This window comes from Micromonospora sp. WMMA1949, from assembly GCF_027460145.1.
Lineage (GTDB): Bacteria > Actinomycetota > Actinomycetes > Mycobacteriales > Micromonosporaceae > Micromonospora.
In genome coordinates this window covers 3720315-3739035 of the sequence record NZ_JAPZBG010000001.1, presented here as the reverse complement: position 1 = coordinate 3739035, position 18721 = coordinate 3720315, and the positions used below count along the sequence as shown (strand labels likewise).

Below are 18721 nucleotides of genomic sequence, written 5' to 3'. Positions count from 1 at the left end.
CTTCACGATGGACGGTGCCACGGAGGCGACGAGGGGCACGGCCGCGTTCGGCCGTGCCCCTCGCTCGTCGGATCCGTCAGGTCACTCGCCCGGCGTGGACTTCGCGATCTGCATCAGGAACTCGATGTTGGTGCGGGACTGCTTGAGCCGGTCCAGCAGGAGGTCGAGCGCCGCCTGCGAGTCCAGCGAATGCAGCACCTTGCGGAGCTTGTGGATGATCGCCAGCTCCTCCGGCGCGAGCAGGACCTCCTCCTTGCGGGTGCCGGAGGGGTTGATGTCGATCGCCGGGAAGACCCGCTTGTCGGCGATCTTCCGGTCCAGCTTCAGCTCGGCGTTACCCGTGCCCTTGAACTCCTCGAAGATGACCGTGTCCGCCATGGAACCGGTCTCCACCAGCGCGGTGGCGAGAATGGTCAGCGAGCCGCCGTTCTCGATGTTGCGCGCCGCGCCGAGGAAGCGCTTGGGCGGGTAGAGCGCGGTGGAGTCGATACCACCCGACATGATCCGGCCGCTGGCCGGCGCCGCCAGGTTGTACGACCGCCCGAGCCGGGTCACCGAGTCGAGCAGCACGACCACGTCGTGGCCCAGCTCGACCAGGCGCTTCGCCCGCTCGATCGCCAGCTCCGCGACAGTGGTGTGGTCCTGCGGCGGACGGTCGAACGTGGCCGCGATGACCTCGCCCTTCACCGATCGCTGCATGTCGGTGACCTCTTCGGGCCGCTCGTCGACCAGCACCACCATCAGGTGGCACTCCGGGTTGTTGCGGGTGATCGCGTTCGCGATCGCCTGCAGCACCATCGTCTTGCCGGCCTTCGGCGGCGACACGATGAGCGCCCGCTGGCCCTTGCCGATCGGCATGACCAGGTCGATCACCCGGGTGGTGAGGATGTGCGGCTCGGTCTCCAGCCGCAGGCGCTCCTGCGGGTAGAGCGGCGTGAGCTTGTAGAACTCCGGCCGGCGCTTCGCCTCGTCCGGCTCCATCCCGTTGATGGTGTCCAGCCGGACCAGCGGGTTGTACTTGTCGCGCCGCTGCTCGCCGTCCCGCGCGGCCCGCACGGCGCCGGTGATCGCGTCACCGCGGCGCAGGCCGTACTTCTTGATCTGGGACATCGAGACGTACACGTCGTTCGGACCGGCCAGGTAGCCGGTGGTCCGGACGAAGGCGTAGTTGTCGAGCACGTCGATGATGCCGGCGACCGGGACGAGCACGTCGTCCTCGCCGACCTGCGGCTCGCGGCCGCCACCGCTGTCGCCCTCGCCCCGCTCGCCACGGCCGCGACGGCGGTCCCGGAACCGGCTGCGCCGGCCCCGCCGGCCGCCGCCCTCGCCGTCGTCGTCGCCGTCGTTGTCCCGCTCGGCGCGCTGACCACGGTCGTTGCGGTCACCCCGGTCGTTGCGGTCGCCGTTCCGGTCACCGCGCTCGTTGCGGTCGCCGCTCCGGTCACCGCGCTCGTTGCGGTCGTTGCGCTCGGCGCGCTCGCCCCGCTCGTTGCGGTCGCCACGCTCGGCCCGCTCGCCACGTTCGGCACGGTCACCACGGTCGTTGCGCTCACCGCGCTCGGCCCGCTCGCCGCCACGGTCGGCCCGCTCGCCGCCACGGTCGCCACGGTCGGCCCGCTCACGGCCCCGGCCCTCGGTGCGCTCGCCGCGCTCGGCCCGGTCACCGCCACGCTCGGCCCGCTCGCCGGTCTCGGCGGGCGCCGCCTCGACGCGCGCCGACTCGGCCGGCCGCGCCTCGGTCGCCGGCGCCTCGGCCGGTCGCGCCTCGGTGGTCGCGGCGGCGGCCCGGGTGCGGCGACCACGGGTACGGCCCTCGGTCGCCTCCGCGGCCGGCGCCTGCTCGGCGGGGCGCGCCTCGGCCCGCTCCTCACGGACCTCCGCGTGCACCTCCTCACGGGCGGGAGCAGCAGCGGCCGCTACCTCGGCTCGCGGTCGAGGGGTTCCGGCCGCGGCGCCGCCCTGCTGCCGCTCGGTGATGGCACTGATCAGCTCGCCCTTGCGCATGCGAGCGGTACCAGAGATGCCGAGCGACGCGGCCAGGCTCTGGAGCTCCGGCAGCAGCATCGCCGACAGACCGGTGCCGCTCCGCCGGCGGCGCGTGGGGGCGGCGGTGGTGGCATCGCCAGCGACGTTGGAAACATCCGACGTCACGTCGGTGGTGTCGCTCAATGGATTCCTTCCCTCGATAGGCCGGGACTGCCCGGAGTCGTGGAACCAGGTGGCCGGGCGGCCTCGGTGCACCCGCCTCGCATGGACGCGTCGCGGGAGTCTGTGACACAGCAGCCGGTGGTTTCCCGACTCACCACCATCGGTGAGCAGGTCTCGCCGTCTGCGGCGACCTGTGGAAACTGCGGTGCGGCGTGGGCCTTGAGCAGGGGTGACGGGCTACCGCCGAGAGCTTCGGGGGTGCGCCGAACCGCAGGAAGATCGCATGCTTCGCGGCTGTGCTAGGTCTAGAGCGTAATCGCCTCGTCCGACCTGCGGCAACAGGGCCCCGCTCGGCGTGTCAAAGTCTACCCCGGATGACCCGGGCACCGCTGACATCTATCGGCAACTCCCACCGGCGCCAATCTGTTCCCACCTCGAATTCCGTCGGGACCTCGGAGAGCGCCAGCACCGTCGGACCCGCCCCACTGACCACAGCCGCCACACCCACCTCGCGCAGCGCACCGACCAGCCCCGCCGTGGCCGGCATCCCCGGGGCCCGCTGGTCCTGGTGCAGCCGGTCGACGGTGGCGGGCAGCAGCAGCGCGGGATCGGCGGTCAGCGCGTGCACCAGCAGGGCCGCCCGGCCCGCGTTGAGCGCCGCGTCGGCATGCGGCACGGTGGCCGGCAGCGCCGCCCGGGCCACCGAGGTCAGGCCCCGCTCGGCGGGCACGAAGACGGTCGGGCGCACGGCCGGCGCCACCGGCAGCGAGACCGCCCGCGCGCCGCCCGGCTCCGTCCAGGCGATGGTGAAGCCGCCGAGCAGACAGGGCGCGACGTTGTCCGGATGCCCCTCCAGCTCGGCTGCCAGGCGCAGCGCGGCGTCGTCGTCCATCCGCCGGTCGCCGCCTGCAACCAGCGCGCGGGCCGCCAGCACCCCGGCCACGATCGCCGCCGACGACGAGCCGAGCCCGCGGGCCTGCGGGATGCGGTTGACGCACTCCAGCGCCAGGCCGGCCGGCTGCGCGCCGAGCGCGTCGAAGGTGGCCCGCATGGCGGTGACGATCAGGTGCCGCTCGTCCGACGGCAGCTCCCCGGCGCCCTCGCCGGTGACCGACACCCGTACGCCGCCGTCCGTCACCTCGGCCGTGACGTCGTCGTGGCGGCCCAGGGCCAGCCCGAGCGCGTCGAAGCCGGGACCCAGGTTGGCGCTGGTCGCGGGCACCCGGACCCGCACCGGGCCGGGGGTGAAAGTGGTCGGCACCGGCTCATGCTAGGACGTTGCACCGACAGCCCGGCCGGACCGCCCGGTGCGTGGGACCGGCGTGTCAGCCGGTGCGCTCCGGGGTCGGCGTGTCGACCGGGTCGGTGAGCGAGAGCCGGCGGGTGGCGAACCGCCAGCCGATCGCGTACACGACGGTGACCAGGCCGCAGCCGGCCAGCACGGTGCGCTCGTCCACCCGGTCCACCACGAGCGCCACCACCAGCTGGCTCACCGCGATGGCGAGCGTCGCCAGCATCATGTCGGTGGCGAAGACCCGGCCGCGGAGGCGGTCCGGCACCTCGCCCTGCAGGGCGTAGTTGGACAGCACCCAGTTGCTGCCGCCGCCCAGGTGGGCCAGGAACACCAGGACCAGCACCAGCGGGAACCAGGTCACCATCGAGGCGCCCAGGTAGGCCAGGCCGTACGTCGACATGGACAGCGCCAGGCCGGTGAGCAGCCAGGCCCGGTTGCTGAGCACCCGGCGCATCATGATCGGGCCGACCAGGGCCCCGGCGCCGCGGGCGGCGAAGAGCAGTCCGGCGCCGACCGCGCCGACCCCGTACACGCCGGCCAGGAGCGGGAAGACGGTCAGCACACCGTTGCCCAGGCCGACCGCCGACTTGACCGTCACCAGCGCCAGCACGCGCGGGCGGTGGGCGATGTAGCGCAACGCCTCCCGGATCGCCGCCCAGGTGCGGGGCACCGGCGCCGCCGGGTCGCGCGGCGCCTGCAACGGGCGGCGGATCAGCGCGGCCAGGCCCGCGGCGGCGACCAGGCCGACGGCGGCCACCCAGAAGCTGGCGTACGGGCCGGCGACGGCGCTCAGGATGCCGCCGAGCGAGGCGCCGACCACAGTCATCGTGCCCCAGGCCGAGCCGGCGACCGCGTTGCCGGCGGCCAGGTCCCCCGGGTCCACCACGTTGGGCAGCGCGGCCTGGGCGGCCGGCGAGTAGAACGCCTTCGCCACCGCCACCACCGCGATCGCCGCCAGCGCCAGCCATGCCGTACCGGCGCTGCGCACGCCGAGCAGCAGCAGTACCCCCGCGAGCGCGCCCACGTTGGCCACCATCATCACCGTGCGGCGGTCGAACCGGTCGGCGATCGTTCCGGCGTACGGCAGCAGCAACGCGGTCGTCCCGGTGTCCACCGCCAGCACCAGCGCGCCCCACACGCCGCTGCCGGTCAGGTCGGGCAGCAGCACCAGCAGCGGCACCATGACGAACCAGTCCGCGCCGAAGACCACCAGCTCGGCGAGGAACAGATGACGGAAGTCGCGGTTGCGGACCAGGACCGAGAGGGTGGGTGACACGCGGGCACCTTATCCGGCCGCTCCGGTGGCGGCAGCGCGGCGCAGCAGGTCGGAGACCGTCACGAAGGTGTAGCCCCGGGCCCGCAGCCCATTGATCATGTCGGGCAGGCCGCGGAGCGCGACGAGCCGGCGGCCGGTGCCGACGTCGTGGCCGAGCACTATCGTTCCGGGGCGCACGTCGGCGACGATCCGCCGGGCGTGCCCGGCCGGGTCGTGCGGGAACTCGCCCTCGACCATCTGGAGCGTCCAGAGCACCAGGCGGTAGCCGAGCCGGGCCGACGCGTACAGCACCGAGCCGCCGAGGTGCCCCCAGGGCGGGCGGAGCAGCCGGGGCGCCGAACCGGTGGCCGCGGTGATCGCGTCGTGGCTGCGGCGCAGGTCGTCGTAGACCGTCGCGGCGTCCATCCGGGCCAGGTCGCGGTGCGCCCAGCTGTGGTTGCCGACCTCGTGGGCGGCCATCCGGCCCCGGACCAGCGCGGCGTGTTCGCGGGCCCGCTCACCGACCAGGAAGAAGGTGGCCGGCACCCGGTGCTCGGCGAGCGTGTCGAGCACCATCGGGGTCCACTGTGGGCGGGGGCCGTCGTCGAAGGTGAGCGCCACCAGGGGTTCCTCGGTGCGTACGCCCCAGACGACCTGCACCCCGCCGGTGCCGACGTCCTGGTGGCGGCTGCCGAGCGTCGCGCTGGCCGGCCCGCCGGAGATGGGGAGTCTGCGGTCGGCCACCCAGGTGCTCTCGACTGTCGCGACGGAGCCCGCCACGGCCCCGCCGAGCAGCAGCGCGGAGCGGCGCAGCACGGTACGCCGATCCCACCGGCCCGCACCCCCCGCCATCACGCCTCCGAACCGAAAGTAGGCAGCAGCTCACCGAGCGTACCGTTCGGTGCGGTTCTGGTGTGTCCCGCGTGCCGAGGTGCCGGGAGGGGCCCGGGCGGGCCCCTCCCGGCTCCGTCACTCGGCGGGCGGAATCGGCGACTGGCGGCTCTTGGGCAGGCGCAGCACCTCGAACTGGTCGGTGCCGTCGACGAGCGCGCCCGACGGGCGGGCCGGCGGCGGCGCGACCTCGGCCCGCTCCTCGGCGCGGTCCCCGCCGCCGACCGGCACCGGCACCGGATCCGGCTCCGGCTGCGGCTCGACCGGCTCCGCAGCGCCCCGGCGCCGGTTCCGGAACGAGCCCTTGGTGTGCTCGACCATGGTGTAGAGCGTCGGCACCAGCACCAGCGTCAGCAGCGTCGAGCTGAGCAGGCCGCCGATCACCACGATCGCCAGCGGCTTGGAGATGAAGCCGCCCTCGCCGGTCAGGCCGAGCGCCATCGGCAGCAACGCGAAGATGGTCGCCACGGCGGTCATCAGGATCGGCCGCAGCCGGCGCCGGCCGCCCTCGACCACCGCCTCGGTCACGTCCATGCCCTGGGCCCGGTACTGGTTGATCAGGTCCATCAGCACGATCGCGTTCGTCACCACGATGCCGACGAGCATGAGCACGCCGATCAGCGCCGGCACGCCCAGCGGCGTGCCGGTGACCAGCAGCAGCCCGATCGCGCCGGTCGCGGCGAACGGCACCGAGATCAGCAGGATCAGCGCCTGGGTCAGGCTGCGGAACGTGGCCACCATGATCAGGAAGACGATCGCGATGGCGGCCAGCACCGCGAGACCGAGGTCCGCGAACGCGTCCGCCTGGTCGGCGCTCACGCCGCCGATCACGTACGTGGCACCCGGCACGTCCAGCGCGTCCAGCCGCTTCTGCAGCTCCTGCGTGGTGGCGCCGAGGTTCGAGCCGGTCGCCGTGCCGGTCACCGAGACGCTGCGCTCCCCGTCGATCCGGGTCACCTGCTGCGGGCCGTCCACCTGCTCGACGTCGGCGATCGCGTCCAGCGGCACCGCGCCCACGCGCAGCGCCCGCAGCTCCGCCACGGTCAGCGGCGGCTGGGCGCCGCTGCTCAGCACCACGTTCTGCGCCGTGCCGTCGAGCGTCACCTGCCCGAGCGGCGCTCCCCGGTACGTCTGCGCGACGAGCTGCCCGACGGCCGCCTCGGTGAGGCCCGCACGGGCCGCGGCCAGCCGGTCCACAGTCACCTCGACGCGCGGCACCTGCGTGGCCAGGCTGCTGGTGACGTCCTCCACGCCCGGCGTGCCCGCCATCGCGCCGCGTACCGCCTCGGCCGCCCGGACCAGCGTCTCCTGGTCGGTGGCCTGCACGACCACCTCGACCTCGTTGGCCGAGGTGTTCTGCCCGCCGCCGAACGTCAGCTCGCCCACCTCCGGGCCGAGCGCGTCGAACTCCTTGCGCAGGCCCTGCCGTACCGTCGCGGCGTCGGTGTCGTCGGAGAGCGACAGCGACCAGGTGGCCCGGTCGCTTCCGCCGCCGGCGAACGGGTTGTCCCCGCCACCGGCGCTGACCTGGTAGGTCTCCACCCCCGGGGTACGCCGCAGCACCTCCTCGACCCGGGCGGCGGCCCGGTCGGTGCCGGCGAGCGAGGTGCCGGCCGGCATCTCCTGCCGGATGGCGAGCGTGTCCTGGCCGGAGTCGTCCAGGAAGTTCGTCTCCAGCTTCTGCGCCAGGCCGAACGTGCCGAGCAGCACGAGCAGGCCGAGACCCACGGTGGCCCAGCGGGTCTTCCGCGAGCGGGTGGCGAAGTCGATCACCGGCAGGTACGCCCGCTGCAGCGGGTTGCGCAGTTCCTTCTCCTCGGCGGCACGCCGGGCGGCGGCGTCGCCGGCGGCGCCGCGCGGCCGCAGGAACCAGTACGCCAGCACCGGGATGACTGTGAGCGACACCAGCAGCGAGGCGAGCAGCGCCACCGTCACGGTGATCGCGAACGGGGCGAACAGCTGCCCGACGAAGCCGCCCACCAGGGCGATCGGGGCGAACACGGCGACTGTGGTGAGCGTGGACGCGGTCACCGCGCCGGCCACCTCGCGGACCGCGGTGAGGATCGCGTCGCGCTTCGGTTCGCCGTACTCCAGATGGCGTTTGATGTTCTCCAGCACCACGATGGAGTCGTCCACCACCCGCCCGACCGCGATGGTCAGCGCGCCGAGGGTGAGCAGGTTCAGCGAGTAGTCGCCGGACCAGAGCACGATCAGCGCAACCAGCACGGACAGCGGGATGGACACCGCGGTGACCACCGTGGAGCGCACCGACAGCAGGAACACCAGGATCACCACGACCGCCATGACCAGGCCCAGCAGGCCCTCGGTGGTCAGGCTCTCGATGGACTTCTCGACGAACGGGGCCTGGTCGAACACCACGGTCAGCTCGGCGCCCGCGGCGTCGCCCAGCTCGTCCAGCCGGTCCCGGATCTCGTGCGAGATCTCCACCGCGTTGCCGTCCGGGGCGGCCGTCACCGCGATGCCCAGGCTGGGCTTGCCGTTGGTACGGGTCAGCGAGGTCGCCGGGGCGAGCTGCTGCTCCACCGCTGCCACGTCGCCCAGGCGTACCGGGGCGGCGGGAGCCGTGGTGAGCACGATGCCGCGCAGGTCGTCGAGCGTCCGGATCGGCGTGCCCACCTGCACCGGCAGCGACCGGTCGCCCTCGGCGAGCGCACCGGCCGGCACCGCCACGCCGTTGCTCTTGAGCGCCGACGCGATGGCGGTGGGCGCCACCTTGGCGGCGGCCAGCTTCACCGGGTCCGGCGTAATGGTCACGATCTGGTTCCGGGCGCCGGTGACGTCCACCGAGCGGACGCCGTCCAGCGCCTCCAGCTCCGGTACGACGGCGCTGCGCAGCTTCTCCGCCAGCGCCCGCTCGTCGCCGTCACCGGTCGCGGCGACCACCACGGCGGGCAGGTCGTCGGTGCTACCGGCGATCACCTGCGGGTCGACGCCCTCGGGGAGCTGGGAGTCGATCCGGTTGAGCGCGGTCTCCATCTCGTTGACGACGTCGTCCAGGTCGGTACCGAACTCGTACTGCACCTGGATCGTGGCGGCGCCCTCGCGCGAGGTCGAGGTGACCTCGTCGAGGCCCGGGATGCCCTTGAGGCTGTTCTCGATCGGTTCGGTGACCTGGGATTCCACGATCTCCGGCGCGGCGCCCGGGTACGTCGCCACGATGAACGCGGCGGGGAACTCCAGCGACGGCAGGAGCTGCTGCTTCAGCGACGGCACGGCGAACAGGCCGAAGGCCGTCGTCACCAACGCGACGAGGGCGATCAGCCCACGGTTGGCGAGGCTGAATCTGGCGAGCAGCGACATCGGCGTTACTCACTCCTGGGAGAGGTGTCCGGCGGGGGGTGTCTGAGTCTGCCCCACGCCCCGACACTCCCGGCATCCGCCCCAGCCGATGACACTGCCGACGAAGCGGGAACCCTCAGACGAGGTCGAGGGAGCGGGCGGCGGCCAGCGCGTCGTTGGCGATGGTCACCGGCGCCGGCGCGGTCGAGATGGCCCACTCCGGGTCCTTCAGGCCGTGCCCCGTGACCGTGCACACCACCCGCGACCCGGCCGGCACCTTGCCGGCGGCGGCCTGCTGGAGCAGACCGGCGACGCTCGCCGCGCTGCCCAGCTCGACGAAGACGCCCACCTCGCGGGCCAGCAGCCGGTACGCCGACAGGATCTCCCGGTCGGTGACCGCCGAGATCAGGCCGCCGGAGGCGTCCCGCGCGTCAAGGGCCTTCGTCCAGCTCGCCGGGTTGCCGATCCGGATGGCGGTGGCGATCGTCGACGGCTCCGGCACCACCTGACCGGTGACGATCGGGGCCGCGCCGGCCGCCTGGAAGCCGTACATCCGGGGGGCCTTCGTGGCGTTGCCGTCGCGCAGGTCCTCGGAGTAGCCCATCCAGTACGCGGTGATGTTGCCGGCGTTGCCGACCGGCAGGCAGTGGATGTCGGGCGCGTCGCCGAGCGCCTCGACGATCTCGAAGGCGGCGGTCTTCTGGCCGTGCAGCCGGTCGATGTTGACGGAGTTGACCAGCGCGACCGGGTAGTCCTGGGCGAGCTTGCCGGCGAGCCCGAGGCAGTCGTCGAAGTTGCCCTGCACCTGGAGCAGCTTCGCGCCGTGCACGAGCGCCTGGGCCAGCTTGCCCAGCGCGATCTTGCCCTGCGGCACCAGCACCGCGCAGGTGATCCCGGCGCGGGCCGCGTACGCGGCGGCGGAGGCGCTGGTGTTGCCCGTGGAGGCGCAGATGATCGCCTTGTCGCCGGCCTCGACGGCCTTGGAGACGGCGACCGTCATGCCCCGGTCCTTGAACGAGCCGGTCGGGTTGGCGCCCTCGACCTTGAGCCACACGTCCGCGCCGACCCGGGCGGAGAGCACCGGCGCCGGCAGCAGCGGCGTGTTGCCCTCGTGCAGGGTGACGACGGGAGTCGCCTCGGTGACCGGCAGCCGATCCCGGTACGCCTCGATCAGTCCCCGCCACATGTCGTGCTCCTCGCCTCTGTCGCCCCGCTCCGGGGCCTGCCAACAGCGTGGACCAGCCTGCCCGGCCGGCCACCGGCACACCCTGTCCTAACCATCAGGCGGGACGCGTGGGTTACGCGCCGCCCTCCACCCGCAGCACACTCGTCACCGACCTGACGATGTCGAGTCCGCGCAGCTCACGCACGGTGGCCGCGAGCGCGGCGTCGGGCGCGACGTGGGTGACGATAACGAGTTCCGCGTCACCGCCGGCCGGGCCCTGACGGACGGTGGCGATGGACACCTCGTGCCGGGCGAAGACGCCCGCCACCCCGGCCAGCACACCCGGCCGGTCGGCCACGTCGAGGCTGATGTGGTAGCGGGTGAGCGCCTCGCCCATCGGCCGCACCGGCAGGTCCGCGTACGCCGACTCGCTCGCCGCGTGCACCCCGGCGAGGCGGTTGCGGGCCACCGCCACCACGTCGCCGAGCACCGCGCTGGCGGTGGGCGCGCCACCGGCGCCCCGGCCGTAGAACATGAGCTGCCCGGCGGCGTCGGCCTCGACGAAGACCGCGTTGAACGCGTCCCCCACGCTCGCGAGCGGATGCGTCAGCGGGATCATCGCCGGGTGCACCCGCACGTTGACGGTCTCCCGGCCCTCCGCGTCGACGCCCCGGGCCGCGATGCAGAGCAGCTTGATCGTGCAGCCCATGGCCTTGGCGCTGGCCACGTCGGCGGCGGTCACCTCGGTGATGCCCTCGCGGTGCACGTCGGCGGCGGTCACCCGGGTGTGGAACGCCAGCGAGGCGAGGATGGCGGCCTTCGCGGCGGCGTCGAAGCCCTCCACGTCGGCCGTCGGGTCGGCCTCGGCGTACCCCAGCTCGGTGGCCTCCTCCAGCGCCTCGGCGAACCCGGCGCCGGTGGCGTCCATCGCGGAGAGGATGAAGTTCGTGGTGCCGTTCACGATGCCGGTGACCCGGGTGATCCGGTCGCCGTGCAGCGACTCGCGCAGCGGGCGCAGCAGCGGGATGGCCCCGGCGACGCTGGCCTCGTAGTAGAGGTCGGCGCCACCCTCGGCGGCGGCGTCGTGCAGCGCGGCGCCGTCCTCGGCGAGCAGCGCCTTGTTGGCGGTGACCACGCTCTTGCCCGCGCGCAGCGCCTCGACCAGCCAGCCCCGGGCCGGCTCGATGCCGCCGACCACCTCGACCACCACGTCCACGTCGTCGCGCTTGATCAGCCCGAGCGCGTCGGTGGTGAACAGCGCCGGGTCGACCGGCAGGTCGCCGCGGTCACGGCCGATCCGGCGTACGGCGATCCCGGCGATCTCCAGCGGGGCGCCGATCCGGGCGGCGAGGTCTTCCGACTGCTCGTGCAGCAGCCGGACCACGTCGCTGCCGACAGTGCCGCAGCCGAGCAGCGCCAAGCGAACCGGTGAGGTCATCCCACATCCAATGCCAGCAGGTCGTCTTCGGTCTCCCGGCGGACGATCAGCCGCGCCCGACCTTCGCGGACGGCGACGACCGGCGGCCGCGGGACATGGTTGTAGTTGCTCGCCATGCTCCGGCAGTAGGCCCCGGTGCCGGGCACCGCGACAAGATCTCCGGGCTGCACGTCAGCGGGCAGGAATTCATCCTTCACCACGATGTCCCCCGACTCACAATGCTTTCCCACCACGCGGGCGAGCATCGGCTGTGCGGCTGACGTGCGGTTCGCCAGCGTGGCCGAGTACGAGGCGTCGTAGAGAGCGGTACGGATGTTGTCGCTCATCCCCCCGTCCACGCTCACGTACGTCCGCAGGCCATCCACGTCTTTGACGGTCCCGACCGCGTAGAGCGTGAACACTGCCGGGCCGACGATCGCGCGACCCGGCTCGACCGACAGGTGCGGCACGGCGAGGTTCTCCGCCGCGCACTCCCCGTCGACGATCTTGCGCAGGCGCTTCGCCAGATCGTGCGGTGACGCCGGGTCGTCCTGCGTCGTGTACGCGATGCCGAAACCGCCGCCCAGGTCCAGCTCGGGCAGCTCCACGCCCCGCGCGTCGCGGATCTGCGACTGGAGGGCGAGCACCCGGCGGGCGGACACCTCGAAGCCGCTGGCGTCGAAGATCTGCGAGCCGATGTGCGAGTGCAGGCCGCGCAGCTCCAGCACATCCTCGTCGAGGATCTTGAACGCGGCCGCCGCGGCGGCACCGCCCGCGAGCGAGAAGCCGAACTTCTGGTCCTCGTGCGCGGTGGCGATGAACTCGTGGGTGTGCGCCTCCACGCCGACGGTGACCCGAACCAGCACCTTCGGGCGTACCCCGCGCTCGCGGGCCAGCTCCGAGAGCCGGTCGATCTCGGTGAACGAGTCGACGATGATCCGGCCCACGCCGGCGTCGACCGCCCGGGTCAGCTCCGCCACCGACTTGTTGTTGCCGTGGAAGCCGATCCGCTCCGGCGGCATCCCCGCCGACAGCGCGGTGGCCAGCTCACCGCCGGTGCAGACGTCGAGGAACATGCCCTCCTCGGCGATCATCCGGACCACGGCGCGGCACAGGAACGCCTTGCCGGCGTAGTAGACGTCCGCGTCCGGGAAGGCCGCCCGGAACTCCCGGCAGCGCTCGCGCAGGTCGTCCTCGTCCAGCACGTACGCCGGGGTGCCGTACTCGGCGGCCAGGTCGCGGACGTCCAGGCCCGCGACGGTGAGCGCGCCGCCGGGGCCGCGCGCCACGTTGCGCGGCCACAGTTGCGGCACCAGGGCGTTGACGTCGACCGGGGTACGGAGCCACGCGGGCCCCCGGGTGCCGATCTCGCCGTGCAGTGCGCCTGCCTCGTGAGCGCGCATCTCTACTCGTCTCCGCTTCGCGACTGCGGGGCTCGCAAGCTCACTCCTCGCGCTCGCACGCTACATCCGCTCCGGCGCGGACACCCCGAGCAGGTGCAGGCCGTTGGCGATGACCACCCGGGTGGCGTCGTTGAGCCAGAGCCGGGCCCGGTGGGTGTCGGTGATCTTCTCGTCGCCCTGCGGGGCGATCCGGCAGTTGTCGTAGAACCGGTGGTACGCCTGCGCGACGCTCTCCTCCAGGTAGCGCGCCACCCGGTGCGGCTCGCGCAGCTCGGCGGCCGTGGCCACCACCGCGGGGAACTCCGCGAGCGCCTTGAGCAGCTCGTTCTCCTTTTCGTGGCCGAGCAGTTCCGGCTGGAACGCGGCGGCGTCGCCACGGGTCAGCCCGATCTCGGCCGCGTTGCGGGCCACCCCGGCGGTACGGGCCGCGACGTACTGCACGTAGTAGACCGGGTTGTCGTTCTTGGCCCGGGTCCACAGCTCCACGTCGATGTCGATGGGCGAGTCGGCCGAGTAGCGGGCCAGCGCGTACCGGGCGGCGTCGACGCCGATCGCGTCGACCAGGTCCTCCAGCGTGACCACGGTGCCGGCCCGCTTGCTCATCCGCACCGGGGCGCCGTCGCGGACCAGGTTGACCAGCTGGCCGATGAGGATCTCCAGGTTGCGCGCCGGGTCGTCGCCGAAGCACGCGGACATCGCCTTCATCCGGCCGATGTAGCCGTGGTGGTCCGCGCCGAGCATGATCACGACCCGGTCGAAGCCGCGTTCCCGCTTGTTCAGGTAGTAGGCGCAGTCGGCGGCGAAGTACGTCCACTCGCCGTTGGACTTGCGCAGCACCCGGTCCTTGTCGTCGCCGAACTCGGTGGTGCGCAGCCAGGTCGCGCCCTCGGACTCGAAGACGTGACCCTGCTCCCGCAGCCGGTCCAGCGCCGCCTCCAGCGCGCCCTGGTCGTGCAGGTCCTTCTCGTTGAAGTAGGTGTCGAACTCCACACCGAAGTCGCGCAGCGATGACTTGATCTCGGCGAACATCAGCTGGACGCCCTCGGTCCGGAACACCTCCTCGGCGGCGTCCTCGGTGAGGTCCAGCACATCCGGCCGCAGGCGGACCACCTCGGCGGCGATCTCCGCGATGTACGCGCCGCCGTAGCCGTCCTCCGGCGCGGGCTCGCCCTTCGCGGCGGCCAGCAGCGAGCGGGCGAACCGGTCGATCTGGGAGCCGGCGTCGTTGAAGTAGTACTCCGTGCCCACCTCGGCGCCGGTGGCGCGGAGCAGACGGCTCAGCGCGTCGCCGACGGCCGCCCAGCGGACCCCGCCGATGTGCACCGGGCCGGTCGGGTTCGCCGAGACGAACTCCAGGTTGATCCGCTGGCCGGCGAGGGTGTCGCTGCGCCCGTACGCCGGACCGGCCTCGACGATGACCTTGGCGAGCTGACCGGCGGCGGCCGCGTCCAGGCGGACGTTCAGGAAGCCGGGACCGGCGATCTCCACCGACTTGATCCCCGGTGCCTTGGCCAGTTCGTCGGCCAGAGCTGTCGCGAGCTCCCGAGGGGGTACGCCAACCTTCTTGCTGAGCTGGAGCGCCAGCGTCGAGGCGTAGTCACCGTGATCGGGATTACGGGGTCGCTCGACGGTGGTCTGCGCGGGCAGCGCGGCGCGGTCCAGTCCCCGCTCGTCGAAGACGGCGTGGGCTGCGGCGAGGACGACCTCGGCGAGTTCTGCGGGAGTCACTGATCCATGTTATCGGGGGTAGACTCGGGCACCGCGGAGGCGACCCAGCATGTGAACCGGCCCCGCACTCCCCCTGACCGACCGACCTGACGAGGCACGATGAGCATCAGCACCCCGGGCGGCCCGGAACGCCGTCCCACCGTGGTCAGCACCGGCAAGAAGCCGGCCGCCGGCCGGCCCGCGGCTGCCGACAAGCCCGCCGCGAAGGCCGGCTCCGGCAAGGCCGGGGGCGGCAAGGGCACGCCACGGCAGGGCGCCGGGGGCAAGGGCCGCAAGCCGGTCGCCCCGGTGAAGGTGAGCCAGGGCCGTTCGTGGGGCCCGATCGCCCTCTTCGTCGCCGTCGGCGTCCTGGCCGTGGGCATCATCGGCGTCGGCGCCTGGGCGGTCTACCAGGGCGGCCAGCCGTGGCAGAAGCGGGCCGAGGCGATCGACGGCATCGTCGACTACCGTGCGAAGGACAAGGACCTGGTCAAGGGCGGCAACCACCAGCCCGGCGCGATCAAGTACGACGTCCTCCCGCCGGTCGGTGGCCCGCACAACCAGGCCTGGCAGAACTGCATGGGTGACGTCTACGACGCCCCGATCGCCAACGAGCACGCGGTGCACAGCCTGGAGCACGGCACGGTGTGGATCACCTACCGCCCGGACCTGCCCGCCGACCAGGTGGAGAAGCTCAAGAGCAAGGTGCAGGGCAAGGAGAAGCTCATGCTCAGCCCGTTCGAGGGGCTGGACAAGCCGATCTCGCTCCAGGCCTGGGGCTACCAGCTCAAGGTCGACAACGCCGACGACGGCCGGATCGACGACTTCATCAAGACCCTGCGGGTGAACGCCTCGATCGAGGGCCCGAACGCGCTCTGCGACCAGGGCGTCACCGCCACCGGCACCGCCCCGCGCGACAACCTGCAGAACAACATGCCCCAGCAGCCCACTCAGTGAGGACGCCGCGATGACCGCTCCGGTGACCACCGACAGCGAACTGGACGAGGCTCCGGCCGCCGACCAGGGCGGCCGGGGCGCGGTGCGCCGCTACGGCCTGCTGGCGGTGGCCGCCGCGCTCGTGGTCGGGCTGGTCCTCGGGTACGCGGGCGGCCTGCTCACCCCGACGCTCACCCGTCCGGGTGAGAACTCGGCGGAGGCCGGGTTCGCCCGGGACATGACCGCCCACCACAACCAGGCCGTGGCGATGGGCCTGCTGGCGTTCAACCAGGGGCAGGACCCCGAGGTACGCCAGGTCGGCGTGGACATCGCCACCGGCCAGCAGGGCGAGATCGGCACCATGCAGACCTGGCTGCGGTCCTGGAAGCTGGACCCGACCGGCGAGCAGGCGCCGATGGCGTGGATGAAGGACGGCGGCGGGCTGATCAAGGACGGCCTGATGCCGGGCATGGCGACGCCGGAGGAGATGGCGAAGCTGCGCGCGGCGAGCGGTCGCGAGTTCGACGTGCTGTTCCTTCAGATGATGATCCGCCACCACATCGGCGGGGTGCACATGATCGACGGCATCCTCGACGAGGGGCGCGACGACGACGTGCTGGCGGTCGCACAGATCATGAAGAACACCCAGCAGAACGACCTGACCAACCTGAGCGCGGCGCTGAAGCGCCTGGGCGGCACCCCGTAACACCCCCGCCCCCGCCCACCCCCGAGGCCCGGTCCCCTCCCCAGGGGCACCGGGCCTCACCGTCTCTCCCCCCGGCGCGGCCCCGGCCCGGCCCGCCCCGGCCCGGCCCGGCCCGGCCCGGCGATCTTGCACTTGCGGCCCCCCGGATGCCGGATTCACCCCGTTACGCAAGGGCTGAAAGTGCAAGATCTGTGAAGGTGTTTGTCAAGCGTTGGTTTCGAGGGTGCGCCAGATTTGGCGGGCTATGTAGCGTTTGAGGCTGCGGGTGATTTCGGCTGGGGTGCGGCCTTCGGTGGTGCGGCGTTCGACGTAGTCCTTGGTGGGTTGGTGGCATCGTTGGCGGGTTTTCGCGATGGTGTGTAGGGCGGCGTTGAGGGTGCGGTCGCCGCCTCGGTTGAGGCGGTGGCGGATGGTGCGTCCGGAGTTGGCGGGGACGGGGCTGGCGCCGGCGAGTGAGGCGAAGGCGGCTTCGTTGCGGAACCGGCCGGGGTGTGACCAGGCGGTCAGTGCGATCGCGGCGGTGACGGGGCCGATCCCGGGTTGGTCGAGCAGGGTGGGGCAGAGCTTGTCGACCAGGGTGCGGATCTCGGCGAGGTTGGCTTTCAGGAGCTTCTCGAGGGTCAGGATCTGCTCGGCCAGGGCTGCCAGTTGAGTGCGGCGCAGTCGGTCAAGTCCGCTGCCGCTGCCGGTGCCGGTGGTGAGGGTGGTGGCGTGTTGGACCTGCCGCAGGGTGTTCAGTCCGCGCATCTGTGTGCGTAGATCGTCGTCGGCGGTGAGGATCAGCGATTTGAACAGGTTGATGGTGGCGGTGCGGGTGTCGCTGTAGTGGCGGCGGCAGACGTGCAGCAGGCGCAGGGCTTCCCGGTCGCCGTCGGCGCGGGGCGTGGCGACGTGGTCGGCGGCCAGCACCGCGCGAGCGGCGTGCACGGCGTCCAACGCGTCGGACTTGCCGCCTCGCCGACGGCGTCCGGCAGCGGGTTTGGGTGCTTCCAGGACGTCCTCACCCGCGGCGCGCAGGACACGCAGCAGGCCGACCCCGTGACACCGGGCGCCGTCCAGGGCCCAGGCCCGCCGGCCCGTTCCCAGCCCGGTCGTCTGCCGCCCGGCCCAGGCCAGCAGAACAGCGGCGCCGTCGGCGGTGGCCGGCACGGTGATCTCGGCCAGCACTGTCCCGACCGGGGTGGTCACCGCGGCGGTGTGCGTATCGGTATGGGTATCCACACCGATGACCGCGTCAACACGGCCGGCCAGACGATCTGCCAGGATGGAAGGCACGGACGGTTCTCCCTTGCACGGGACGACGTTCGGACGGCGTCGGCCCGGGAGACGATCACCCGGCGGCACATCTGTGATGAGTCACGCGACACCAATCGCGGACAGGCTTCTGATCAGGCCAGCAAGGTGGGCCGGGCCGACGCCGGCAACCCACGAGGACAGGTCGCGCTTCACGGCACACCCTTCTGCGGTGGCCAGATCTTGCATGAGTCACTCGTCGATCACCGACGTCGAACCCTACCGATACCAACCCCTCCCGGAACCGGCCCACCTATAGAAGCGTCGCGGGTGCGAGATCGCCCGATCGGGGATCTTGGTACGGAAGGGCCCTCGGGAGGGCGGTTTCGTACCAAGATCTCGGGCGGGGAAGCTTCGGGTTGTCCGTAATGTTCGGTATGGGCGTTTGTAACGGTTTGGGGTTAACGGGTCATTGTGGGGGTTGGAGAGTTTTCTACCCACATATCGTGACCAGTTGCGATTCGGGCTCGTTGCCCAAGACGTGGGGGTTGCACTCAGAGACGCAGGGCGGTCGGTGACCAGCTGGTGCCGACGCCACACCATCGGCGGTGACGGAGCGGTGGCAGCCGTCCGTCGCGGACTGCGGCAGGGCGAGCCGGGAACGCTCAGCCGCGAACAGGAACTCGAACTCATCGACGTGCTCCGCGGGGTCCACCCCGACGAGTTCGGCCTCGACGAGGAGCTCTGGACACGGCAGAGCCTGACCGCCCTCATCGAGCGCCGGTTCGGCCTGGCGATGGAGGCCGGCACCGTCGGGGCGTACCTCCGGGCCTGGGGTCTGGGGCCGCGCGAGCCGCGCGAGCGGGCCTGCGGCCTGTGCGTCGGCGCGGTCGAGCGCTGGGTACGCAGCGAGTATCCGGCGATCACGCGGGCGGCCCAGGAGCACGCCGCGGAGGTCTACTGGATCGGCCGGGTACGCCTGCGCGGCACGATGCCCGCCGCGGACGTGGTCTCGGCGGTCTCCTCCCGGGGACGGGTGCGGTTCATGGTGACCACGCCGTCGGTGGACCCGCCGCTGCCCCGGGACTTCGTGTTGCGGCTCAGCGGCGCCGAGGAACGCACCGTGCACCTGATCGTGGACGGCTCGTGGCCGCGCAACGAATGGCCCCGCCGGCTGCCCCGCCGGGTCGTGCTGCACCCGCTGCCGAGCTGCGGTCGCGCCGTCGTCGCGGCCTGATCCGACGAAGATCGACTCGCGGGGGTACC

General features: G+C 72.5%; 13 protein-coding genes. 3 read left to right on the top strand and 10 right to left on the bottom strand.

What is annotated here, in order from left to right; translation table 11 throughout:
• Positions 1–81: 81 nt before the first annotated feature.
• From rho to argS, 9 genes are all read right to left on the bottom strand, one after another.
• Complete coding sequence (gene rho, locus O7607_RS17685) at positions 82–2169, bottom strand: transcription termination factor Rho (RefSeq protein WP_269704346.1); 2088 nt, start codon at positions 2167–2169, stop codon at positions 82–84.
• Between the two features lie 337 nt (positions 2170–2506).
• Complete coding sequence (gene thrB, locus O7607_RS17680; RefSeq protein WP_269704345.1) at positions 2507–3409, bottom strand: homoserine kinase; 903 nt, start codon at positions 3407–3409, stop codon at positions 2507–2509.
• Between the two features lie 64 nt (positions 3410–3473).
• Complete coding sequence (locus tag O7607_RS17675; RefSeq protein WP_269704343.1) at positions 3474–4718, bottom strand: MFS transporter; 1245 nt, start codon at positions 4716–4718, stop codon at positions 3474–3476.
• Positions 4719–4727: 9 nt separating this feature from the next.
• Positions 4728–5549, bottom strand: coding sequence for a polysaccharide deacetylase family protein (locus tag O7607_RS17670; protein WP_269704341.1), 822 nt, complete (start codon positions 5547–5549; stop codon positions 4728–4730).
• A gap of 117 nt (positions 5550–5666) precedes the next feature.
• The gene (locus O7607_RS17665; protein WP_269704340.1) at positions 5667–8909 is read right to left on the bottom strand and encodes an efflux RND transporter permease subunit; all 3243 of its coding nucleotides are present in this window, start codon (positions 8907–8909) and stop codon (positions 5667–5669) included.
• A gap of 115 nt (positions 8910–9024) precedes the next feature.
• Complete coding sequence (gene thrC / locus O7607_RS17660; RefSeq protein WP_269704338.1) at positions 9025–10074, bottom strand: threonine synthase; 1050 nt, start codon at positions 10072–10074, stop codon at positions 9025–9027.
• 112 nt (positions 10075–10186) lie between these two features.
• On the bottom strand, positions 10187–11491 hold the full coding sequence (locus O7607_RS17655; RefSeq protein WP_194800568.1) for a homoserine dehydrogenase: 1305 nt from the start codon (positions 11489–11491) through the stop codon (positions 10187–10189).
• Positions 11488–12873, bottom strand: a complete 1386-nt coding sequence (lysA, locus tag O7607_RS17650) for a diaminopimelate decarboxylase (protein ID WP_269704336.1) — start codon at positions 12871–12873, stop codon at positions 11488–11490. Before lysA ends, O7607_RS17655 begins: the two co-directional genes overlap by 4 nt.
• 60 nt (positions 12874–12933) lie before the next feature.
• The gene (gene argS, locus O7607_RS17645; RefSeq protein ID WP_269704334.1) at positions 12934–14601 is read right to left on the bottom strand and encodes an arginine--tRNA ligase; all 1668 of its coding nucleotides are present in this window, start codon (positions 14599–14601) and stop codon (positions 12934–12936) included.
• A 99-nt stretch (positions 14602–14700) separates the two neighbouring features.
• Here argS and O7607_RS17640 point away from each other — a divergent pair, with 99 nt between their 5' ends.
• Both O7607_RS17640 and O7607_RS17635 read left to right on the top strand, forming a co-directional pair.
• Positions 14701–15537, top strand: coding sequence for a DUF3105 domain-containing protein (locus O7607_RS17640; protein ID WP_269704332.1), 837 nt, complete (start codon positions 14701–14703; stop codon positions 15535–15537).
• A gap of 10 nt (positions 15538–15547) precedes the next feature.
• The gene (locus tag O7607_RS17635) at positions 15548–16222 is read left to right on the top strand and encodes a DUF305 domain-containing protein (protein WP_269704330.1); all 675 of its coding nucleotides are present in this window, start codon (positions 15548–15550) and stop codon (positions 16220–16222) included.
• A gap of 204 nt (positions 16223–16426) precedes the next feature.
• Here O7607_RS17635 and O7607_RS17630 read toward each other — a convergent pair whose 3' ends face one another.
• Positions 16427–17410, bottom strand: coding sequence for a transposase (locus O7607_RS17630; RefSeq protein WP_269701746.1), 984 nt, complete (start codon positions 17408–17410; stop codon positions 16427–16429).
• Positions 17411–17996: 586 nt separating this feature from the next.
• Here O7607_RS17630 and O7607_RS17625 point away from each other — a divergent pair.
• Complete coding sequence (locus tag O7607_RS17625; RefSeq protein WP_269704328.1) at positions 17997–18692, top strand: winged helix-turn-helix domain-containing protein; 696 nt, start codon at positions 17997–17999, stop codon at positions 18690–18692.
• Positions 18693–18721: the final 29 nt, after the last annotated feature.